Genomic DNA, 22364 nt, shown 5'->3' on the forward strand with positions numbered 1-22364 from the left:
TATCCGACGTCAGCTTAACAGACGCACCGTGACCGGTGAGCCGATTTTGAGACGCAGATAACAACTGCCGGGGAACTATTCGACCAGCGTATGTGACGCCGGGGTGCCGCCAGGCGCTGTGATAAGCTGGCGCCCCTTTTTCTCAGAGCCTGGAGTCTGGTGATGAAAGCGCGTATCCAGTGGGCGGGCGAGGCCCTGTTCCTCGGCGAGTCCGGCAGCGGCCATGCGGTGGTGATGGATGGTCCGCCGGAAAGCGGTGGCCGCAACCTCGGCGTGCGGCCGATGGAGATGCTCCTGCTGGGGCTGGGCGGCTGCACCAACTTCGACGTGGTGAGCATCCTCAAGAAGTCGCGCCAGCCGGTGGAAAGTTGCGAGGCGTTCCTCGAAGCCGAGCGTGCCGACGAGGACCCGAAGGTGTTCACCAAGATCCACGTGCACTTCGTGGTGAAAGGACGCGGTCTCAAGGAAGCCCAGGTCAAGCGGGCCGTCGAACTGTCCGCCGAGAAATACTGCTCCGCCTCCATCATGCTGGGGCGGGCGGGCGTCGAGATCACCCACGACTACGAGATCGTCGAACTCGGCTGAGCCATCGACATCCGATCATCATATTGGGGGCGCAAACTCTGGTAGATGGCTTTCGTCATCTGCATAATGCGCCCCCTCGAATTCCAGGGGCCTTCAGCCCCAGAACCGATAACCACAATCGCCATCGCGAAGAGGTGTAAACCGTCCTACGCAGAAGTGTCGTGCGCTTCTGACGGGCATGCTCAACCACGCGGCAGAGCCGCACACGACGAGAGTTCACAAACGGTGAAAAGCAAACTCAAGCTCCACGGGTTCAACAACCTGACGAAGACCTTGAGCTTCAACATCTATGACATCTGCTACGCGGAAACCCCCGAGGACCAGCAGGCCTACGTCCAGTACATCGACGAAGAGTACGACGCCGAGCGCCTGACCCAGATCCTCACCGACGTGGTCGACATCATCGGTGCCAACATCCTCAACATCGCCCGGCAGGATTACGATCCCCAGGGTGCGAGCGTCACCATCCTCATTTCCGAGCAGCCGGTGACGCCCACCGACAGCCAGATCGAGGAATCCCCCGGCCCGTTGCCCGAGACGATCCTGGCCCACCTGGACAAGAGCCACATCACCGTTCACACCTACCCGGAGATCCATCCGGTGGAAGGCATCGCGACCTTCCGCGTGGACATCGACGTGTCCACCTGCGGCGTGATTTCGCCGCTCAAGGCCCTGAACTACCTCATTCACCAGTTCGACTCCGACATCGTCACCGTCGACTATCGCGTGCGTGGCTTTACCCGTGACGTGGAAGGGCGCAAGCACTTCATCGACCACGAGATCAACTCGATCCAGAACTACCTGTCCGACGACACCCGCGACGCGTACCAGATGACCGACGTGAATGTGTACCAGGAGAACCTGTTCCACACGAAGATGCTGCTCAAGGACTTCGAACTGGATAACTACCTGTTCGGCGATGCCACCTCCAACCTGACCGCTGAACAGCGCCAGCAGGTGGAAGAGCGCGTGCGCCACGAGATGCTGGAAATCTTCTATGCCCGCAACATGCCCCGTTGAGGGCAGCGAGCTGGAATGACAAAGGGCGCCGAATGGCGCCCTTTTGTTTTCACGTGCTGTGTCCGGATCAGATCCGGTAAGTGCTCTTGGTCATCACCTTGGACAGCAGCGTCATGCCGAACTTCACCGGGGCGGGGAAGCGCAGGCCGCCGGCTTCCAGGGCGGTGGTGGAGTGGTGTTCCTCGTCGACCCGCATCTGTTCGAGGATGGCGCGGCTCTTGGCGTCCTGCGGCGGGATCTGGTGCAGGTGCTCGTCCAGATGCTTGCAGACCTGGTCCTCGGTGGCCGCGACGAAGCCCAGGCTCACGCGGTCGCTGATCAGGCCGGCCATGGCACCTACACCGAACGACAAGCCATAGAACAGCGGGTTGAGCACGCTGGGGCGGCTGCCCAGTTCACGGATGCGCTGCTCGCACCAGACCAGGTGGTCGATCTCTTCCTCGGCGGCGTGCTCCATCGCCTGGCGCACCTCGGGCAGCTTGGCGGTCAGCGCCTGGCCCTGGTACAGCGCCTGGGCACAGACCTCACCGGTGTGGTTGATGCGCATCAGGCCGGCCACGTGGCGCGTGTCGTCCTCGTTCATCGGCGCATCGTCCTGCAGGTTGGCGGGCGACGGGCGGTAAGGCTGGCCCTTGAACGGCAGGAGTGTCTTGAGGGCGGCATCGGCCTGCAGCAGCAGGCGGTCGGCGGGTGAGTAGTGACGTTCGGTAGCCATGGGGCACCTCGACAGGCGAAAACTGGCGGAGAGTTTACTCCATTGCTCCCCGCCGGGCTTGATCGGGATCAGTCGCATTCCGGCGCTGCCCGCTGACTTGAGGCTCAGCCCGGGGGCCAGTCCAGCTGGCGCAGTCCGAGCACGTGCATATGGATGTGATAGACCGTCTGCCCGCCCAGTTCGTTGCAGTTCATCACCACGCGGAAGCCTTCCTCGCAGCCCTGTTCCCGGGCCAGGCGCTGTGCCGTGAACAGGATGTGGCCGGCCAGCTCGCGGTCATCCTCGGTGAGATGGTTGAGGGTTTCGATGTGTCGCTTTGGGATGACCAGGAAGTGCACCGGCGCCTGTGGGCCGATGTCATGGAACGCGACAACGTGATCGTCTTCGTACAACGTGCGCGCCGGGATCTGCCCAGCGACGATTTTGCAGAACAGACAGTCCACCTGGATTCTCCGGGCTGATATAAGAATCGCCCGAGTCTAGCGGCGGACCATCGACTCCGGCCAGCAGCGGAACCCCACAAGGAGCCTGTGTGAAGAACGATATCCACGACCTGGGCCTGGTGCTCGATTCCAAGGTCAAGCTCATCGTCATCGAGTCCTGGGATGAGCAGCGCGTGCTGGAGACCCTCACCACCCTCGCGGTCAAGCGGGGCATGAGCCTGTTCACCTGGTCGGTGACCGAGGGCCTGCAGCGTCTCGGCTTCGGCGGCGAGCCCCTGGGGGGCGAGGAGACGGTCGACCCCGAGAAGGCCCTGCGCCTGATCAAGGGTGACCTTCAGTCCAGCCTGTACGTGATGTGCGACTTGCACCCGTTCCTAGAGGACAACCCCCGGCTGGTGCGCCTGCTGAAAGAAGTGGCCATGGCCGACTCGCCCCAGCGCCCGACTCTGGTGCTGGTGTCCCACGCCTTGCGCCTGCCGCCGGAGGTGCAACGCTACAGCGCCCGCTTCACTTTGGCGTTGCCCAGCGAGGATGAGCTGCTGGCCATCGTCCGGGAGGAGGCGACCCGCTGGAGCGAGCGCAACCGTGGCGCCCGTGTGCGCACCGACAACCGCACCCTCCAGCAGGTGGTGAAGAACCTGCGGGGGCTCAGCCATGGTGAGGCGCGCTCCCTGGCCCGCAATGTGATCTGCGATGACGGCGCCATCACCCAGGAAGACCTGCCGGAACTGAACAAGACCAAGTTCCAGCTGCTGGATCTGGAGGGCGTGCTCAGTTTCGAATACGACACGGCACGTTTTGCCGAGGTGGGCGGCCTGGCCAACCTCAAGCGCTGGCTTGGTGAGCGCCAGGGGGCTTTCATCGACGGCGAGGCCGAGGACCGCCCCAAGGGCATGCTGCTGGTGGGGGTTCAGGGCGGCGGCAAGAGCCTGGCCGCCAAGGCGGTCGCCGGCCTTTGGGGGCTGCCCCTGCTGCGCCTCGACTTCGCCTGCCTGTACAACAAGTTCTTCGGTGAGACCGAGCGCAACCTGCGGGAGGCGCTGCGCCTCGCCGAGCAGATGGCGCCATGCGTGCTGTGGATGGACGAGATCGAGAAAGGCCTGGCCAGCGGCGACCATGACGGGGGCGTGAGCCAGCGAGTGCTCGGGACGCTGCTGACCTGGATGTCCGAGCGCAAGGCGCCGGTCTTTATGATCGCCACCGCCAACGCCATTCATCGCCTGCCGCCGGAGCTGGTGCGCAAAGGGCGCTTCGACGAGCTGTTCTTCGTCGACCTGCCGGACCCGGCGACCCGTGCGGAGATCTTCCGCATCCACCTGTCCCGCCGGGGCATGGACCTTGCCCTGTTCGACCTGTCGGCGCTGGCGTCGGCGTCCGATGGGTTTTCCGGTGCCGAGATCGAGCAGGCCGTCGTGGGCATGTACTACGCCGCTCAGGCAGCGCAAAGCGATGTCAGCCAGGCGCTGCTCCTGCAGCAATTGCAGGGGACGGCGCCGTTGTCGGTGATCATGTCGGAAGAGTTGGCAGCCCTGCGAAGCTGGGCGGCCAGTCGCTGCGTGCGCGCGGACTGAGCGGGCGCGTTCAGCCGGCCACGAAGCGGCGATTGATGCGGGCAGTGAGGCGACGCGTCAGCCAGCGCGGCATGAAGCGTGCTGCTTTTGCCGCCAGGCGGTTGCGCCAACCCGGGATGATGATGGCGCGGTTTTTTTCCAGGGCGCGTACGGTGTACAGCGCCACCTCTTCCGCACTCATCAGCAGGGGCGAGCCCTCCAGCTTTTCCCCGGCCATGCGGGCATGGCGGAAGAAGGCGGTGCGCACGGGGCCGGGGCAGAGGACGGAGACCTTCACGCCATGGCGCTTCAGTTCCTCGCGCAAGCCTTCGGAGAAGTGCAGCACGTAGGCCTTGCTGGCGTAGTAGTTGCTCATCCAGCCGCCGGGCTGGAACCCGGCAACGGAGGCGACGTTGAGGATCTGCCCTTCGCCCCGCCCGGCCATGGCGCCACCGATCTCATGGCAGAGCCGTGCCAGGGCGAGGATGTTCAACTCGATCAACTCCTGCTCATGGCCCCACGGTTGCTGGACATAGAGGCCGGCACTGCCGATGCCGGCGTTGTTGACCAGCAGGTCGATCTGGCGACCGCCCTGGTTGAGCTCATGCAGCAGGCCGGATAGCTGGAGAGGCTCGGCGAGGTCACAGGTGCGGTAGAGGACCTCGACGCCAAAGCGTTGGGTCAGCTCATAGGCGATGCTCTCGAGCGCATCACGCTGGCGAGCCACCAGGATCAGGTGGCGACCCCGGCGAGCCAGGGCCTCTGCGAGGGCCAGTCCCAGGCCGCTGGAAGCGCCGGTGATGAGGGCATAGCGGGGCATCGTGAATCTCCTGGTGGGGCCGGGTTGGACAGCGCCGGCCCCGGGAGGTTGCTCAGTTCGACTCGTAGTCGTCCTGTTCAGCCGGTGCTTCGGTTTCCACTGCCTGGTCGTCCGAGTACTCCGCCTCGTCGGCGGGGGCGGCGGCATAGTCGCTGCCGTCCACGTCGGCCGGCATCTCGTAGCTGCTGTCGGAGAAGTCGGAGTCCAGGGCGCTGAGGGCACCGACGCCGGCGAACATCAGAACGCCGATGATCGCCAGTACGCTGAGGATTCCGGTGCCGATGGAGATCCAGGCCATGACCAGCACCGAGGTGCTGTTCGGCGGCTGGATCTGGCCGTAGCGGTTGGGGCCCTGGGTACCGGGAATCACCATCATCAGCAGCGGGAAGACCGAGCCTACGAAGGGGACGAAGTTCAGCAGGTACAACCAGCCCGACCAGCCGATGTCGTGCAGGCGCTGGACGCCGAACTGCACGCTGACCACGGCCAGGGCGATGATTTCCAGCGCGAAGAGAATGCCGCCGAACACCGGGAACTGCGACATCAGCAGTGCGGTGAGGCCCATGACCGGCAGGGCTGCGATGATCAGGACCAGCGACCAGGCGATGTAGCGCATCCGACCGATGCGGCCGGTAACGCCGAAGGGGCGCAACTCGCCGAACTCTGGCAGGGAGTCGCTGACTTGGGCTTGGGGTGTGGCATAGGGAGATGCGGCGACGGTTCCCGGTGCGACCACGGCCGGCGTGCTCTCGGCGAGCTGGGCCTGGCGGGCCAGGAATTTCTCGATGACGATGCCGCAGGCCTGGCACTCGATGGCCTTGGGCTGTGCATGGCCGCACTTGGGGCAGGTCATGTTGGACTGCTCGTCTACGGTCATGATCGGAGCCGGAGCCGGAGCCGGAGCCGGGTTAGCTGAAGGCTGCAATTGGTGATCCTCGGTCTCCACCAGGCTCAGCCCAGCGGCGATGTCGGGCTCCTTGCGGACGTTGGCACCGGCACGTTGCAGGGCGGCCAGGTACTTGTCCGCTTCGCCGTCTTCGAGGTCGCGCTTCAGGGCGACGGGGCGGCCATTGAACAGGGCGTCGATCTTGTCTGCGTCGCTCTTGAACAGGCGGGCGAGGTTCTCCTTGACCGAGTCCAGTGCCGCACCGGGCATCAGTTCACCTTCGAATACGATCTTGTAGCGAGCGTCGGACATGCGGGCATCCTTGTCGGCTGTAGGGTTGAGGATGGCAAAGCGTACTGGTGGGGGCGCCCAGGTTACAAGCCGTGGAGGCTAGAAAAAGCGGGGGGCTTCACGCTGTGGGCAAGGGTTTCCAGCGTCCGACGAGACGACCGCGTCGCAACAGGCTCATGGAGCCGAACCGGGCCAGCAGGCCCTCGGATACCTGCGGACGGAGAAACACCCAGTCATCGGGCTGCAGGCCATTGGCCGCCGAGCCTATCAGTCGCTCCTGGTTGGCACTGCGGTCATAGAGCGGGTCGTAGGCGAGCCCGGCCGGCGAGGCCGGGATGGCTTGCCAGTCACCGCCATATAGATAGAAGGCCTGTTCGCGATTCGGGTTCCATGCGCTCACAAGGCGCTGGGTGTCCTCGAGGTAGGGCAGGGTGCCGCCCCCTGCCTTGAGCACGGGGGCGGCAATCCAGCAGGCGGCCTGGTAGGCGTCGAGGCTCTCGGCATCGAAGTCCGAGGGCTTGAGCAGCACCGAACCTACGGCGATCTCATTCAGTGGGCTGGGGCCTGTCAGATGGCGCATGCAGGTGAGGCTACCGGCACCATTCAATAGCGGTGTTTCTGGCCAGGCCTTTCTGGCGTGCGTGGCCTGTTCCAGGAACTCACGGTAGCGGGCATTGGCCTGGTCGAAGGCGTCTCCGACCCAGAAGGGGGCGTGGGCCACATGGGCGTCGTAGCCCATCAGCCCGCGTAGCTTGAGCACTTCGGGGGAGTGCTCGACTAGCGCGAGGCTGGCGGCGAGACGCTCGGGCGAGCGGTGTCCGCCACGCCGCAAGCCAATGTCGATCTCCAGGGCAATGGACAGTGGGCGCTGCAGGGCGAGTGCCATGTCACGGTACTGCACCAGGCGCTCCGGGCTGTCCACCAGCCAGGTGACCTGTCGATCCGGATCGAATGGCGCATTGGCGGCGAGCTGCTGGTAGAAGGCCAGGGCGGCAGCGACCGGCAGTGGCTTGCCGAGCAGCAGGTCGCTGTCGGGGAATGCCTCGGCCAACTGGTTGGCCTGGGGCTGGTGGAAGACCATGAAGCGCCGGGTGCCGAGGCGCTTGGAGAGATAGTCGAGCAAGCCCGTGGAGGCGAGCGACTTGCTCACCAGGCGCAGCTTCATGCTGCCGAGGCGGCTGCTCAGCAGGTCTGCGTTGGCGTCGAGCCGGTCGAGGTCGATGACCAGTTGAGGCACGCCGCCGCCCTGTTGGCGCAGCAGCCCCTGCAACTGTGCGAAGTAGGGGGCATGAGGCGCGCCTTGGTCGGCAGGGCGCGCTGCCCAGAGCCCCAGTGCGCCCAGCGCGCCGAGGCCTGCGAGCAGTTGACGGCGCTTCATCCCTGGTAGGGTTGGGCCAGGCGTGCGCTGTGCTGGAGGGCGGCGCGGTATTCGCGGTCGAGGCGCTCCACCAACTCGGCGACGGTGGGGAGGTCGTGGATGTCTCCGACGCCCTGGCCCGCCGACCAGACGGTCTTCCAGGCCTTGGCTTCATCGCTCACGGGCTTGAGCTTCTCGCCGTAGTTGACGTCTGCCTTGTCGTTCAGTCGGGCGAGGTCGTATCCAGCGGCCTCCAGGCTCTGGCGCATGAAGCTGGCGGGGACGCCCGAGACGGCCGGGGTGTGGATGATGTCGGCCGCCCGTGCGTCCAGCAGCATTTGCTTGTAGGCGGCGCTGGCCTGGCTCTCCTGGGTGGCGATGAAGCGGGTACCCAGGTAGGCGAGGTCCGCCCCCAGAAGCTGGGCCGCGAGGATCTCGTGGCCGTGGTTGAGGCAGCCCGCCAGGAGCAGGGTCTTGTCGAAGAACTGGCGGATCTCGGCGACCAGGGCGAAGGGGCTCCAGGTTCCGGCGTGACCACCGGCGCCGGCTGCGACGGCGATCAGCCCGTCTACACCGGCTTCTGCAGCCTTTTCGGCATGGCGGCGGGTGGTGACGTCATGGAATACCAGGCCGCCGTAGCTGTGCACGGCGTCCACCACTTCCTTCGCGGCGCCCAGGCTGGTGATGACGATCGGGACCTTCTTTTCCACGCAGATGGCCAGGTCGGCCTGCAGACGGGGGTTGCTGCCGTGGACGATCAGGTTGACAGCGTAGGGGGCCGCATCGGCTGTCAGGCCAGCGGCGATTTCATCTAGCCAGGCGGCGAATCCGGCGCTCTCGCGCTGGTTCAGGGCGGGGAAGCTGCCAACGACACCGGCGTTGCAACTGGCCAGGGCCATGGACGGTGCCGAGACCAGGAACATCGGAGCGGTGACGAGGGGCAGACGCAGGCGATTCTCGAGCAGGGCGGGCAGTGACATCCGACGGTCCTCTAGGATGGGATCAGAAGGGCTTGACCACGACCAGAATGACGATGGCCAGCAGGAAGAGCACAGGGACTTCATTGAACCAGCGGTAGAAGACATGGCTGCGGGCGTTCTCGCCACGGGCGAAGCGCTTGAGCATCGCGCCGCAGGCGTGGTGGTAGCCGATCAGCAGCACCACGAGGGTGAGTTTGGCGTGCAGCCAGCCCTGGCTGAACCAGCCAGGGTTGAGGTACAGCATCGCGCCGCCCAGCAGGAGGGTGGCAATCATCGAGGGACCCATGATGCCGCGGTAGAGCTTGCGCTCCATGATGCAGAAGCGCTCTCGGCTGGGTTGCTCCTCCGCCGCGGCGTGATAGACGAACAGGCGCGGCAGGTAGAAGAGGCCGGCGAACCAGCAGACGACGGCGATGATGTGGAAGGCCTTGAGCCAGAGGTAGAGCATGGAAAATGTCCGTTGTGTGAGATCGGTCCGATAGTAGAGGCTCAGGCGGCAGCGCGTCACCCCGGCGGTTGGCCCATGGCGGATCGGGCTTTATCATCGGCGCCTTTGCAATGGGCCGCTCTGGCCAGGTGGTTTCGCATGGCTCTTGCCTTCTCTGTCCTGTTCCGATCCCTGGACTGCGCCCGCTGATGGCCAGTTGGGAAGTCCGTGTCAGTGATCCACGTCGTGAACGTTTGCTGAGACTGGTGCTGTGTGTGCTGGTGCTGGCGTTGCCGGCTTCCTTCTTCGCCGGTGGTTGGCAGCAGGCGGAGCGTGCCCGCGAGGCGGTCGAGCAGCGGGACCAGTTGCTGCAGCAGAACCAGGAGCAGGCCCGCGAGCTGGAGCAACTGCGTCAGCGCCAGGCGGTGCTGGAGAGTGGCGAGCGCCTGGGCCAGCAGGCCAATGAACAGAGCCGGCAGGCCATCAAGATGATGGAGGAGCAGGTTTTTGCCCTGCAGCAGGAGCTGGCGGTCTACAAGGGTGTGCTGGCTCCCGAGCGCCAGGCGGATGGGTTGCGTATTCGCGCGCTGGAGGTGCACGGCACGGACACGCCGTCCCGCTACCGCATGCGGCTGATGCTGAGCCGGGTGGGCAAGGACGAGCGTGCGCTCGCAGGGGCTTTATCGATTCGCATCCTGGGTCGCCAGGGGAACAAGGAGACGGCCTTGCTCCTGGCTGATCTGGCGAAGGACCTGCCGAAGGGCGGTGTGCCTTTTTCATTCAAGTATTTCCAGGCCATTCCCGATGCCGGGCGCTTCATCGAACTGGAGTTGCCGGAAGGCTTCGTTCCACGTCGCATCGAGGTTAGCGCGCGGGTGGAGGGGCAGCGTGAGCCGCTGACGCGCACGTTCGACTGGACCGACGAGGAGTCATGAACCTATGTGGAACAAGCAGAAACCCAAGGCAGACCTGCAGCGTTACAGCGGCAAGACCAGCATCATCGCGACCGGCGCCGAGCTGGTGGGCGATCTGCGCTTCCAGGGCGCGGTGCAGGTGGATGGGCGCCTGACGGGCAACCTGTCCGCAGTGGAGGGTATGGTGCGCATCAGCGTGGACGGGTTGGTCCAGGGTGAGATCCGTGCGCCCCACGTCATCATCGACGGTGAGGTGCAGGGTGATGTGTACGCCAGCGAGCACCTGGAACTGGGCGCACGGGCGCGGGTGAAGGGTACGGTGTTGTATGGATTGATGGAGATGGCCATGGGCGCGCAGATCGACGGGCGCCTGGGCCAGATCAAGGAGTCCGCCAAGCCCCTCGAGCTGCCGTCGCGGGTCGATGAGGCCGATGCTTAATAGTTGACCAGTTTTCTAGGGTAAGCGGATAATGCGGCGCCATAGCGCAGTATGGCGGCGTCAAGCCGGGAGAGTTGCATCATGAGTGTCGAATCCTTCACCCCTACCGCCCTGATGTTCACCCAGGGAGCCGCAAGCAAGGTGAAGAACCTGATCGATGAAGAAGGCAATCCGCGCCTGAAGCTCCGCGTCTTCGTCACCGGTGGCGGTTGTTCCGGTTTCCAGTACGGTTTCACCTTCGATGAAGACGTGGCGGACGATGACACCATCGTCGAGCGTGACGGCGTGAGCCTGGTAGTCGACCCCATGAGCTTCCAGTACCTGGCAGGCGCCGAAGTGGATTACCAGGAAGGCCTGGAAGGCTCGCGCTTCGTGATCAAGAACCCCAATGCAGCCACTACCTGCGGCTGTGGGCAGTCCTTCTCGATCTGATCGGACTTTGTCTACCGAACGCCGTGCTCATGCACGGCGTTTTCGTTTCAGGCGGGGTAGATCGCGCCGAGGATGCGGGGGCCCTGGGCGCCAGTCACGCTCGGGCGATTGGCGGGTATGCCTTCCAGGCAGCAGTGGGCGAGCCAGCCAAAGGCCATGGCTTCCATCCAGTCCGCAGATACGCCGGCTTCATCGGTATTGCAAACCCGGGTAGAGGGGAGCAAGTCGGCCAATCGCTTCATCAGGGTGCTATTTCGCGCGCCACCGCCGCACACCAGCAGCTCATCAGTGCGCGGCTGAGCCGCCTGCAGGGCGTCGATGACCGTGCGTGCGGTGAACTCCAGCAGGGTGGCCTGGACGTCCTCGGCAGAAGGCGGCGTGTCCATTCGTGCCAGCTTGTCGTCCAGCCAGGGCAGGTTGAAGTGCTCCCTTCCCGTGCTTTTGGGGCCTTGAGCGAGGAAGAATTCGTCTGCCATCAGCGCCTGGAGCAGGGCTGCGTCGATCTTGCCGCTGGCGGCCCATTTGCCATCCGCATCGTAGGGTTTGCCTTGATGGCGGGCTATCCAGGCATCCAGCAGGACATTGCCGGGGCCACAATCGAAGCCGAAGACCGGGCGCTCTGGCTGTAGGAGCGAAAGATTGCTGAAGCCGCCGACGTTCAGGACGGCGCGATGGCAGTCGTTGCCGAAAAGGGCTTCATGGAAGGCAGGGACCAATGGGGCGCCTTGCCCGCCTGCGGCCATGTCCCGGCGACGAAAGTCACCGACAACGGTAATGCCGGTCAGCTCTGCCAGGAGCGCACAGTTGCCGATCTGGATCGTGAACCTCCGGGCAGGCTCGTGGCGTACCGTCTGGCCGTGACTGCCTATCGCCCGAATGGCATCAGGGGTGAGCCCTGCTTGCTGGAGGAGTTGCTGGATACCCTGTGCCGCGAGTCGTACCCAGCGTTGTTCCGTCAGGGCTGCACGGGCGAGTTCGTCCTCGCCGGGGGAGCACAGTGCGAGAAGGGCGTCCTTCAGGTCGCCAGGCATGGGGATGTAAAGGGAGGCGAGAAGCTGTGGGCGGTTGTCTTGCGCAATCAGGGCGATGTCCAGTCCGTCCAGGCTGGTACCGGACATGACCCCGATGTAGTACGGCATGCGTTTACTGCTGCTTGTTCTGGGCAAGCATGGTGGCCTTTTCCTGATCCATGCGTGCCATGAGCGGTTTACTCAGTTGCAGGAAACGCTTCTTCTCGCTGGCGATGAGCGGATCGGCCATGGGGAGCTTCACGCTGAGCGGGTCGACGTGCTCGCCGTTGACCTGGAACTCGTAGTGAAGATGCGGGCCAGTCGAGAGCCCGGTGGTGCCGATGTAGCCGATGATCTGGCCCTGCTTGACGCTCACGCCGGTCTTGATGCCTTTGGCGAAGCCCTGCATGTGCCCATAGAGGGTGCGGTACTTGCCGCTGTGCTGGATGATAACGGCATTGCCGTAGCCACCACGGCGCCCAGCGAGCATGACCTTGCCATCACCCGTTGCCTTGATCGGTGTTCCGCGTGGAGCGGCGTAGTCGACGCCCTTGTGCGCGCGGATCTTGTTCAGGATGGGGTGCTTGCGGCCCAGCGAGAAGCGGGAGCTGATCCGAGCGAAGTCTACAGGGGTACGGATGAAGGCCTTGCGCATCGCGGTGCCATCGTCACGGAAATAGCTGGCGATACCTTGGGCATTGGCAAAGCGGACAGCGGTATAGGTCTTGCCGCGGTTGGTGAATCGCGCTGCGAGGATGGCGCCCGAGCCTACTTCCTTGCCGTTGACGGTCTTCTTCTCATAGATGACCTCGAACTCGTCGCCTTCTCGAATATCGAGTGCGAAGTCGATGTCGTAGTCGAAGATGTTGGCCAGGTCCATGGTCAGGTTGTGGGAGAGGCCGGCACGTTTGGCGGAAAGGAACAGCGAGCTGTCGATCACGCCGTGTGCGTAAGCCGAGTGGATATCAGGCTTGGCAATATCGCGCTTGAAGTCGTAGCCCTTCTCGGTCTTGGTGAGCGTGACGGCTTCCAGATCACTCAGCTGGGAATGGAGGCTCTGGAACTCGCCTTCCGGGGTCAGCCGGAATTCGAAGGGCTGACCGACCTTGAGGCGGGTGAGGGACTTGGCATCCTTGCTGCTGTCGAGAATCTCGTGAAGCACGCTCGCCGAGAGACCGACCTTGGCAAACAGCGTGGACAGGGTATCGCCGCTATCGACCTTGACGGTCTTCAGGCCAGGATCGACGGGTGTACTCGAGGAGGAGGCTGATGTGGAAGCATCCTGCTCATCCGTGCTGGAATCGCTAGCTGCGCTGTCCTTGGCATCCGCGGACGGTTCGATGGTGGCAAAGGGAGTGCTCGCCTCGCCTTCGCTGGATAGGCCCTGTCGGAGATCGTCCTTCTCCTGAATCAGCGCTTCGGCGCCGTTGTCCATGTCCAGATTGATGTAGGTCTTCTTCGCCTCGACTTCCCGAGACGGGAACACCAGCAAGGCCAGGCTCAGAAGCGCAGCTACACCGCTTGCGGCCAGCAGATGGCTCTTCGGATAGCGCGGCGCTTTGGGAACGTTATGCGTCATGGCGTGTGGTGTTATTAAGAAAGTGATCTAACTGCCTAAAATATAATCAAATAGGCCCTCAGGCAACCTCGGGAACCGACCTTTCGGCGGTCGGTCTGGCTGCGGGCGCAAAACTTGTAATTAGTCAGCGATCTTGTATGTTTGGTTCCCTTTTGTTTTTACGTGGCACGGGGCCTTACATGAAGTCGGTTGAGGAGCAGCTTGCGCTTATCAAGCGCGGTGCGGAAGAAGTACTGGTCGAGGCGGAGCTGATCGAGAAGCTCAAGACGGGGCGTCCGCTGCGCATCAAGGCCGGCTTCGATCCGACGGCACCTGATCTGCACCTGGGGCACACCGTCCTTATTAATAAGCTGCGTCAGTTTCAGGAGCTGGGGCATCAGGTGGTTTTCCTGATCGGGGACTTCACCGGAATGATCGGTGATCCCAGCGGCAAGAGTGCCACTCGCCCTCCGTTGACTCGAGAGCAGGTGCTGGAGAATGCGGAGACCTACAAGGCGCAGGTTTTCAAGATCCTGGATCCCGAGCGGACCGAGGTGGCGTTCAACTCCACCTGGATGGATCAGCTGTCGCCGGCTGACTTCATTCGCCTGTCTTCCCAGTACACAGTGGCGCGGATGCTGGAGCGGGATGACTTCAGTAAGCGCTACGCCACCAACCAACCGATTGCGATCCATGAGTTCCTCTACCCGTTGGTGCAGGGCTATGACTCTGTTGCGCTTCGCGCCGATGTCGAGTTGGGCGGTACCGACCAGAAGTTCAACCTGTTGATGGGGCGCGAATTGCAGCGTGCCTATGGGCAGGCGTCCCAGTGCATCGTGACCATGCCGTTGCTTGAAGGGCTCGATGGGGTCAAGAAGATGTCCAAGTCCCTGGGGAACTATGTGGGCATCCAGGAAGCGCCGGGCGTCATGTACAACAAGCTCGTGTCGATGCCAGACAGCTTGATGTGGCGTTACTTCGAGTTGCTCAGCTTCCGCTCCATGGATGAAATCCAACAGTTCAAGCGTGATGTTGAGGCAGGGGCCAATCCTCGTGACATCAAGATCAAGCTGGCTGAGGAAATCGTGGCTCGCTTCCATGGTGAAGAGGCGGCGGCCAGTGCTCATCGCTCGGCCGGCAATCGCATGAAGGATGGCGAGCTTCCGGACGACCTGCCTGAGGTGGAGTTGCTCGCATCCGAGGGTATGCCGGTGTCGTCTGTCCTTAATAAGGCCGGATTGGTGAAGAACGCTGCTGCGGCGCGTGATCTCTTGGCGGCAGGTAGCGTGCGCGTCGATGGGCAAGTGGTCGATCGCTCGTTCGTTTTCGAGTTGGGCAAAAGTCATGTATGTCAGGCGGGTAAGAAGGCGTTCGCGCGTATCTCGCTGAAGGCGGAGTGATTTTTCGGAAATAGGTGTTGACGCCGTGGCTGAGGTCTCTATAATGCGCACCACTCCCACGGCGGGCAACGAAAACTCCTTGAAAATCAATGAGTTAAGTGTTTGAAGTGGGGTGCGGTTCCGGAGTGGTTGCGGAATCGCGGTGATTGATCTGCTTGCTGGGTTGATTGCTGAAAAGAGGTGTTGACAGCGAGTTTGAATGCTGTATGATTCGCCTCCCGCTGATGTTGAAGAGTGTTTCGACGGATGCGCAAGTTGTTGAGTAGAAAGAAAAAATTCTTCGAAAAACAGCTTGACAGAAAGAAAGGCTGCTGTATAATGCGCGGCCTCGGTTGAGACGAAAGACTTGATCGAAACGCTCTTTAAAAATTTGAATCAAGCAATTCGTGTGGGTGCTTGTGATGTAAGACTGGTAGTCGACTGATTATCAGCAACACAAGTAACACTCGTGAATTCGAGAGTTTATTTGCGATTGCTGAGCCAAGTTTAGGGTTTTCTCAAAACCCAAGCAGTATTGAACTGAAGAGTTTGATCATGGCTCAGATTGAACGCTGGCGGCAGGCCTAACACATGCAAGTCGAGCGGATGAGTGGAGCTTGCTCCATGATTCAGCGGCGGACGGGTGAGTAATGCCTAGGAATCTGCCTGGTAGTGGGGGATAACGTTTCGAAAGGAACGCTAATACCGCATACGTCCTACGGGAGAAAGTGGGGGATCTTCGGACCTCACGCTATCAGATGAGCCTAGGTCGGATTAGCTAGTTGGTGGGGTAATGGCCCACCAAGGCGACGATCCGTAACTGGTCTGAGAGGATGATCAGTCACACTGGAACTGAGACACGGTCCAGACTCCTACGGGAGGCAGCAGTGGGGAATATTGGACAATGGGCGAAAGCCTGATCCAGCCATGCCGCGTGTGTGAAGAAGGTCTTCGGATTGTAAAGCACTTTAAGTTGGGAGGAAGGGCAGTAAGTTAATACCTTGCTGTTTTGACGTTACCAACAGAATAAGCACCGGCTAACTTCGTGCCAGCAGCCGCGGTAATACGAAGGGTGCAAGCGTTAATCGGAATTACTGGGCGTAAAGCGCGCGTAGGTGGTTCAGCAAGTTGGATGTGAAAGCCCCGGGCTCAACCTGGGAATTGCATCCAAAACTACTGAGCTAGAGTACGGTAGAGGGTGGTGGAATTTCCTGTGTAGCGGTGAAATGCGTAGATATAGGAAGGAACACCAGTGGCGAAGGCGACCACCTGGACTGATACTGACACTGAGGTGCGAAAGCGTGGGGAGCAAACAGGATTAGATACCCTGGTAGTCCACGCCGTAAACGATGTCGACTAGCCGTTGGGATCCTTGAGATCTTAGTGGCGCAGCTAACGCGATAAGTCGACCGCCTGGGGAGTACGGCCGCAAGGTTAAAACTCAAATGAATTGACGGGGGCCCGCACAAGCGGTGGAGCATGTGGTTTAATTCGAAGCAACGCGAAGAACCTTACCTGGCCTTGACATGCAGAGAACTTTCCAGAGATGGATTGGTGCCTTCGGGAACTCTGACACAGGTGCTGCATGGCTGTCGTCAGCTCGTGTCGTGAGATGTTGGGTTAAGTCCCGTAACGAGCGCAACCCTTGTCCTTAGTTACCAGCACCTCGGGGGGCACTCTAAGGAGACTGCCGGTGACAAACCGGAGGAAGGTGGGGATGACGTCAAGTCATCATGGCCCTTACGGCCAGGGCTACACACGTGCTACAATGGTCGGTACAAAGGGTTGCCAAGCCGCGAGGTGGAGCTAATCCCATAAAACCGATCGTAGTCCGGATCGCAGTCTGCAACTCGACTGCGTGAAGTCGGAATCGCTAGTAATCGTGAATCAGAATGTCACGGTGAATACGTTCCCGGGCCTTGTACACACCGCCCGTCACACCATGGGAGTGGGTTGCTCCAGAAGTAGCTAGTCTAACCGCAAGGAGGACGGTTACAACGGAGTGATTCATGACTGGGGTGAAGTCGTAACAAGGTAGCCGTAGGGGAACCTGCGGCTGGATCACCTCCTTAATCGAAGACATCAGCTTCTTCATAAGCTCCCACACGAATTGCTTGATTCACTTGCGAAAAGCGATTGGGTTTAGACCCGAAAGTGTGACGATTGGGTCTGTAGCTCAGTTGGTTAGAGCGCACCCCTGATAAGGGTGAGGTCGGCAGTTCGAATCTGCCCAGACCCACCAATTGTCGAGGGCGCAGCAGGTCTGAAGGGGCCATAGCTCAGCTGGGAGAGCGCCTGCTTTGCACGCAGGAGGTCAGGAGTTCGATCCTCCTTGGCTCCACCATCCACACAATCGCTGAAAGTTCAGAAATGAGTACCTGGTTCAGGTATTGATTTCTGGTCTTTGCGCCAGAACGTTCTTTAAAAATTTGGGTATGTGATAGAAGTGACTTGTTGAGTGTTTCACTGCACTCAGCAACTCAAGGCAAAATTTGCGAGTTCAAGCGCGAATTTTCGGCGAATGTCGTCTTCACACCATGGCCACTGGCAGATTGCTTGGGGTTATATGGTCAAGTGAAGAAGCGCATACGGTGGATGCCTTGGCAGTCAGAGGCGATGAAAGACGTGGTAGCCTGCGATAAGCTTCGGGGAGTCGGCAAACAGACTTTGATCCGGAGATCTCTGAATGGGGGAACCCACCTAGGATAACCTAGGTATCTTGTACTGAATCCATAGGTGCAAGAGGCGAACCAGGGGAACTGAAACATCTAAGTACCCTGAGGAAAAGAAATCAACCGAGATTCCCTTAGTAGTGGCGAGCGAACGGGGATTAGCCCTTAAGCTTCTTGGATTTTAGCGGAACGCTCTGGAAAGTGCGGCCATAGTGGGTGATAGCCCCGTACGCGAAAAGGTCCTTGAAGTGAAATCGAGTAGGACGGAGCACGTGAAACTTTGTCTGAACATGGGGGGACCATCCTCCAAGGCTAAATACTACTGACTGACCGATAGTGAACCAGTACCGTGAGGGAAAGGCGAAAAGAACCCCGGAGAGGGGAGTGAAATAGAACCTGAAACCGTATGCGTACAAGCAGTGGGAGCCTACTTTGTTAGGTGACTGCGTACCTTTTGTATAATGGGTCAGCGACTTATATTCAGTGGCGAGCTTAACCGAATAGGGGAGGCGTAGCGAAAGCGAGTCTTAATAGGGCGTTTAGTCGCTGGGTATAGACCCGAAACCGGGCGATCTATCCATGAGCAGGTTGAAGGTTAGGTAACACTGACTGGAGGACCGAACCGACTCCCGTTGAAAAGGTAGCGGATGACTTGTGGATCGGAGTGAAAGGCTAATCAAGCTCGGAGATAGCTGGTTCTCCTCGAAAGCTATTTAGGTAGCGCCTCACGTATCACTCCGGGGGTAGAGCACTGTTTCGGCTAGGGGGTCATCCCGACTTACCAAACCGATGCAAACTCCGAATACCGGAAGTGCCGAGCGTGGGAGACACACGGCGGGTGCTAACGTCCGTCGTGAAAAGGGAAACAACCCAGACCGCCAGCTAAGGTCCCAAAGTTGTGGTTAAGTGGGAAACGATGTGGGAAGGCTTAGACAGCTAGGAGGTTGGCTTAGAAGCAGCCATCCTTTAAAGAAAGCGTAATAGCTCACTAGTCGAGTCGGCCTGCGCGGAAGATGTAACGGGGCTCAAACCACACACCGAAGCTGCGGGTGTCACGTAAGTGACGCGGTAGAGGAGCGTTCTGTAAGCCTGTGAAGGTGAGTTGAGAAGCTCGCTGGAGGTATCAGAAGTGCGAATGCTGACATGAGTAACGACAATGGGTGTGAAAAACACCCACGCCGAAAGACCAAGGGTTCCTGCGCAACGTTAATCGACGCAGGGTGAGTCGGCCCCTAAGGCGAGGCTGAAAAGCGTAGTCGATGGGAAACGGGTTAATATTCCCGTACTTCTAGTTACTGCGATGGAGGGACGGAGAAGGCTAGGCCAGCTTGGCGTTGGTTGTCCAAGTTTAAGGTGGTAGGCAGGGTGCTTAGGAAAATCCGGGCGCTCAATGCCGAGAGCTGATGACGAGTTATCTTTTAGATGACGAAGTGGTCGATGCCATGCTTCCAGGAAAAGCTTCTAAGCTTCAGGTAACTAGGAACCGTACCCCAAACCGACACAGGTGGTTGGGTAGAGAATACCAAGGCGCTTGAGAGAACTCGGGTGAAGGAACTAGGCAAAATGGCACCGTAACTTCGGGAGAAGGTGCGCCGGTGAGGGTGAAGGATTTACTCCGTAAGCCCATGCCGGTCGAAGATACCAGGCCGCTGCGACTGTTTATTAAAAACACAGCACTCTGCAAACACGAAAGTGGACGTATAGGGTGTGACGCCTGCCCGGTGCCGGAAGGTTAATTGATGGGGTTAGCGCAAGCGAAGCTCTTGATCGAAGCCCCGGTAAACGGCGGCCGTAACTATAACGGTCCTAAGGTAGCGAAATTCCTTGTCGGGTAAGTTCCGACCTGCACGAATGGCGTAACGATGGCGGCGCTGTCTCCACCCGAGACTCAGTGAAATTGAAATCGCTGTGAAGATGCAGTGTATCCGCGGCTAGACGGAAAGACCCCGTGAACCTTTACTGTAGCTTTGCACTGGACTTTGAGCCTGCTTGTGTAGGATAGGTGGGAGGCTTTGAAGCGAGGACGCCAGTTCTCGTGGAGCCATCCTTGAAATACCACCCTGGCATGCTTGAGGTTCTAACTCTGGTCCGTCATCCGGATCGAGGACAGTGTATGGTGGGCAGTTTGACTGGGGCGGTCTCCTCCCAAAGAGTAACGGAGGAGTACGAAGGTGCGCTCAGACCGGTCGGAAATCGGTCGCAGAGTATAAAGGCAAAAGCGCGCTTGACTGCGAGACAGACACGTCGAGCAGGTACGAAAGTAGGTCTTAGTGATCCGGTGGTTCTGTATGGAAGGGCCATCGCTCAACGGATAAAAGGTACTCCGGGGATAACAGGCTGATACCGCCCAAGAGTTCATATCGACGGCGGTGTTTGGCACCTCGATGTCGGCTCATCACATCCTGGGGCTGAAGCCGGTCCCAAGGGTATGGCTGTTCGCCATTTAAAGTGGTACGCGAGCTGGGTTTAGAACGTCGTGAGACAGTTCGGTCCCTATCTGCCGTGGACGTTTGAGATTTGAGAGGGGCTGCTCCTAGTACGAGAGGACCGGAGTGGACGAACCTCTGGTGTTCCGGTTGTCACGCCAGTGGCACTGCCGGGTAGCTATGTTCGGAAGAGATAACCGCTGAAAGCATCTAAGCGGGAAACTCGCCTCAAGATGAGATCTCACTGGGATCTTGAATCCCCTAAAGGGCCGTCGAAGACTACGACGTTGATAGGTTGGGTGTGTAAGCGCTGTGAGGCGTTGAGCTAACCAATACTAATTGCCCGTGAGGCTTGACCATATAACACCCAAACAATCTGGTGTTGTTGGTGAAGTCGACAAACCGAAAGTTCGATTGAACCGCAAAGTACTGTCACATACCCGAATTCGGGTGAGCGTCTCGACGATCACCCTAAAGAATTGCTTGACGACCATAGAGCGTTGGAACCACCTGATCCCATCCCGAACTCAGTAGTGAAACGATGCATCGCCGATGGTAGTGTGGGGTTTCCCCATGTGAGAGTAGGTCATCGTCAAGCACCTATACCAAACCCCCGATCATCGAAAGGTGATCGGGGGTTTGACTTTGCGCGGATGAAAATCGAATCGACCTTTCCTGCAGCAGGGCCCACTCGTTAAGGTCTGCACCCCATCCCTTTTCTATGCAACCCAACAGGGCGCCGTTATGATGCCTGCCTCGTAAAGAGGCTGAGCGTTATGTTGAATCTGATACGTCTCCTTCAGGATGGCCAGTTTCATTCCGGAGAGTTCCTGGGGGAGGCGCTTGGCATTTCCCGTGCTGCTGTCTGGAAGCATCTGAAGCACCTTGAGGCTGCTTACGGCCTGGATATCCATAGGGTCCGGGGAAAAGGTTATCGCCTTGCTTCTCCATTCGAGCCTCTTTCCCAGGAGCGTCTTTTCGCCCTAGGTGAGCCGTGGCCAATCTTTATCCATGAGAGCATTGACTCTACAAACGCGGAAGCACTGCGCTTGTTATCCCAAGGCGTACAGGCGCCATTTGTTGTCTTGGCGGAGCACCAGTCTGGTGGGCGCGGTCGTCGAGGGCGAGCCTGGGTATCACCCTATGGTGAGAATCTCTATCTCTCATGCGTAATCAGGATAGATGGAGGCGTCAGACAGCTTGAGGGAATGAGCCTGCTGGTTGGTGTTGCCGTGTTGCGGGTTCTTCAGTCGCTAGGTGTGAATTCCGCGCAGCTCAAGTGGCCCAATGATGTTTTGGTGGCGGAGCGGAAGATTGCCGGAATTCTCATCGAGCTCGTGGGAGATCCAGCTGATATCTGCAATGTCGTTATTGGTGTCGGGCTCAACGTCAATATGTTGAGCCGACAGGCAGAAATTACCCAGGAGTGGACGTCCGTCCGTTCCGAGATTGGATCCCTTCAGGATCGCACGCAAATTGCTGCTGCTCTTCTATGTGAGCTCCGCCGTTGCCTGGGAGAGGGGTTCGCTGCTGTTCGGAGGGAGTGGGAGCTCCATCATGCGTGGACCGGAAGGGAGGTATCCGTACTAACCGCCAGCAAGCGTGTGGACGGTGTGGTTCTTGGTATTGATAAAAGTGGCGCTCTTCGCCTTGATGTGGGGGGCACCGAGTTGCTGCTAAACGGGGGAGAGCTCAGTTTGAGGTTGCGAGATGATTCTAGAGCTTGACTGTGGCAACAGCTTCATCAAATGGCGCCTGCTTGGCACCGACAGTGAAGGAGCGCTCATTTCAGGTGTTGCTGCTGATGGCGACAATGTCATCCAGGCAATCAAGGCCTCCGACTACTCAGGCATTCAGCAGTGCCGATTAGTCAGTGTGCGCTCGGAGGAGGAAACTTCCGCGCTGCTGCAGGCTCTTGAACAAGCGTTTCATGCAAGGCCTCTGCTCGCATCCTCTTCGAAGGTATTGGCGGGAGTCGTTAATGGCTATGAGGATTTCCACAAGCTTGGACTGGATCGATGGCTTGCTGTCGTTGCCGCCTACCACGTCAGCAAGAGCGCATCGCTCGTGCTTGATCTCGGTACGGCGGTAACCTCCGACTTCGTAACTTCCAGTGGCGTGCATCTCGGGGGATATATATGTCCAGGAGTGCCACTCATGCGTAGCCAGCTCAGAACGCATACGCGACGAATCCGGTATGACGACGAAGCTGCCGCTCAAGCGGTGGCGCACATGAAGCCAGGGCGGAACACCGCTGAAGCCGTTGAGCGAGGTTGCCTTTTGATGCTCAAGGGGTTCGTGCGCATGCAATTGGATCTGGCCCGACAACAGTTGGGAGAGGATTTCTGCATTTTTCTCACCGGAGGGGATGCTGCATTGGTAAAAGAGGAAGTGCCCAATGCGAGATTGGCTCCTGATCTGGTTTTCTCCGGGCTTGCGATTGCGTGTCCATTTGACTGA

At 60.0% G+C, this 22364-nt stretch carries 18 protein-coding genes, 2 tRNA genes and 3 rRNA genes; 14 read left to right on the top strand and 9 right to left on the bottom strand.

Translation table 11 applies throughout. From position 1 onward, the window contains the following. Positions 1-162 precede the first annotated feature (162 nt). Both PotMrB4_RS03155 and speD read left to right on the top strand, forming a co-directional pair. Positions 163-585 (top strand): OsmC family protein, encoded by a 423-nt coding sequence (locus PotMrB4_RS03155; RefSeq protein WP_074967502.1) that lies wholly within the window; start codon positions 163-165, stop codon positions 583-585. 225 nt (positions 586-810) lie between these two features. Then, positions 811-1605, top strand: coding sequence for an adenosylmethionine decarboxylase (speD, locus tag PotMrB4_RS03160; protein ID WP_044405718.1), 795 nt, complete (start codon positions 811-813; stop codon positions 1603-1605). Between the two features lie 67 nt (positions 1606-1672). On the opposite strand, the gene coq7 is transcribed toward speD, so the two are convergent. Next, on the bottom strand, positions 1673-2320 hold the full coding sequence (gene coq7, locus PotMrB4_RS03165; protein WP_044405720.1) for a 2-polyprenyl-3-methyl-6-methoxy-1,4-benzoquinone monooxygenase: 648 nt from the start codon (positions 2318-2320) through the stop codon (positions 1673-1675). Positions 2321-2424: 104 nt separating this feature from the next. Further along, a complete protein-coding gene (locus PotMrB4_RS03170; RefSeq protein WP_172432499.1) occupies positions 2425-2763 on the bottom strand; it encodes a histidine triad nucleotide-binding protein in 339 nt (112 codons plus the stop codon). A gap of 89 nt (positions 2764-2852) precedes the next feature. Between PotMrB4_RS03170 and PotMrB4_RS03175 the strand changes: the two genes are divergently transcribed. Continuing rightward, positions 2853-4334, top strand: coding sequence for an AAA family ATPase (locus tag PotMrB4_RS03175; RefSeq protein ID WP_172432500.1), 1482 nt, complete (start codon positions 2853-2855; stop codon positions 4332-4334). A gap of 10 nt (positions 4335-4344) precedes the next feature. Here PotMrB4_RS03175 and PotMrB4_RS03180 read toward each other — a convergent pair whose 3' ends face one another. The 5 genes from PotMrB4_RS03180 to hemJ form a co-directional block, all read right to left on the bottom strand. After that, complete coding sequence (locus tag PotMrB4_RS03180; protein ID WP_044405725.1) at positions 4345-5133, bottom strand: SDR family NAD(P)-dependent oxidoreductase; 789 nt, start codon at positions 5131-5133, stop codon at positions 4345-4347. Between the two features lie 52 nt (positions 5134-5185). Then, the gene (locus PotMrB4_RS03185) at positions 5186-6331 is read right to left on the bottom strand and encodes a DUF805 domain-containing protein (RefSeq protein ID WP_172432501.1); all 1146 of its coding nucleotides are present in this window, start codon (positions 6329-6331) and stop codon (positions 5186-5188) included. A 97-nt stretch (positions 6332-6428) separates the two neighbouring features. Next, a complete protein-coding gene (locus tag PotMrB4_RS03190; RefSeq protein ID WP_172432502.1) occupies positions 6429-7688 on the bottom strand; it encodes an alanine racemase in 1260 nt (419 codons plus the stop codon). Next, positions 7685-8647, bottom strand: coding sequence for an NAD(P)H-dependent flavin oxidoreductase (locus PotMrB4_RS03195; RefSeq protein WP_172432503.1), 963 nt, complete (start codon positions 8645-8647; stop codon positions 7685-7687). The genes PotMrB4_RS03190 and PotMrB4_RS03195 overlap by 4 nt, the downstream gene beginning before the upstream one ends. Before the next feature lie 22 nt (positions 8648-8669). Beyond that, the gene (gene hemJ, locus PotMrB4_RS03200) at positions 8670-9095 is read right to left on the bottom strand and encodes a protoporphyrinogen oxidase HemJ (protein WP_172432504.1); all 426 of its coding nucleotides are present in this window, start codon (positions 9093-9095) and stop codon (positions 8670-8672) included. Between the two features lie 188 nt (positions 9096-9283). Between hemJ and PotMrB4_RS03205 the strand changes: the two genes are divergently transcribed. The 3 genes from PotMrB4_RS03205 (at position 9284) to erpA (ending at position 10859) form a co-directional block, all read left to right on the top strand. Then, on the top strand, positions 9284-10009 hold the full coding sequence (locus PotMrB4_RS03205; RefSeq protein WP_232060788.1) for a DUF6776 family protein: 726 nt from the start codon (positions 9284-9286) through the stop codon (positions 10007-10009). A 4-nt stretch (positions 10010-10013) separates the two neighbouring features. Further along, positions 10014-10427 carry a bactofilin family protein gene (locus tag PotMrB4_RS03210; protein WP_044405734.1) on the top strand — a complete coding sequence of 138 codons (414 nt, stop codon included), beginning with the start codon at positions 10014-10016 and terminating at the stop codon, positions 10425-10427. A gap of 81 nt (positions 10428-10508) precedes the next feature. Continuing rightward, complete coding sequence (gene erpA / locus PotMrB4_RS03215; RefSeq protein WP_044405735.1) at positions 10509-10859, top strand: iron-sulfur cluster insertion protein ErpA; 351 nt, start codon at positions 10509-10511, stop codon at positions 10857-10859. 47 nt (positions 10860-10906) lie between these two features. On the opposite strand, the gene PotMrB4_RS03220 is transcribed toward erpA, so the two are convergent. Then, positions 10907-11998 (bottom strand): anhydro-N-acetylmuramic acid kinase, encoded by a 1092-nt coding sequence (locus tag PotMrB4_RS03220; RefSeq protein WP_172432505.1) that lies wholly within the window; start codon positions 11996-11998, stop codon positions 10907-10909. Positions 11999-12002: 4 nt separating this feature from the next. Next, on the bottom strand, positions 12003-13448 hold the full coding sequence (locus PotMrB4_RS03225) for a peptidoglycan DD-metalloendopeptidase family protein (protein ID WP_172432506.1): 1446 nt from the start codon (positions 13446-13448) through the stop codon (positions 12003-12005). A 179-nt stretch (positions 13449-13627) separates the two neighbouring features. On the opposite strand from PotMrB4_RS03225, the gene tyrS reads away from it, so the two are divergent. From tyrS to PotMrB4_RS03265, 8 genes are all read left to right on the top strand, one after another. Next, positions 13628-14827, top strand: coding sequence for a tyrosine--tRNA ligase (gene tyrS, locus PotMrB4_RS03230; protein WP_172432507.1), 1200 nt, complete (start codon positions 13628-13630; stop codon positions 14825-14827). Positions 14828-15343: 516 nt separating this feature from the next. Further along, positions 15344-16878: ribosomal RNA gene (locus PotMrB4_RS03235) — 16S ribosomal RNA — on the top strand. Between the two features lie 93 nt (positions 16879-16971). Next, positions 16972-17048: transfer RNA gene (locus tag PotMrB4_RS03240), tRNA-Ile, on the top strand. 26 nt (positions 17049-17074) lie between these two features. Further along, a tRNA-Ala gene (locus PotMrB4_RS03245) sits at positions 17075-17150 on the top strand. Positions 17151-17374: 224 nt separating this feature from the next. Next, positions 17375-20264, top strand: a 23S ribosomal RNA gene (locus tag PotMrB4_RS03250). 122 nt (positions 20265-20386) lie between these two features. Then, a 5S ribosomal RNA gene (rrf, locus tag PotMrB4_RS03255) occupies positions 20387-20502 on the top strand. The 16S, 23S and 5S rRNA genes sit together here with 2 tRNA genes alongside, the layout of an rRNA operon. Positions 20503-20680: 178 nt before the next feature. Continuing rightward, positions 20681-21631, top strand: coding sequence for a bifunctional biotin--[acetyl-CoA-carboxylase] ligase/biotin operon repressor BirA (birA, locus tag PotMrB4_RS03260; protein WP_172432508.1), 951 nt, complete (start codon positions 20681-20683; stop codon positions 21629-21631). Further along, on the top strand, positions 21615-22364 hold the full coding sequence (locus tag PotMrB4_RS03265) for a type III pantothenate kinase (protein ID WP_074974301.1): 750 nt from the start codon (positions 21615-21617) through the stop codon (positions 22362-22364). Before birA ends, PotMrB4_RS03265 begins: the two co-directional genes overlap by 17 nt.

Source organism: Metapseudomonas otitidis (assembly GCF_011397855.1).
Taxonomy (GTDB): domain Bacteria; phylum Pseudomonadota; class Gammaproteobacteria; order Pseudomonadales; family Pseudomonadaceae; genus Metapseudomonas; species Metapseudomonas otitidis.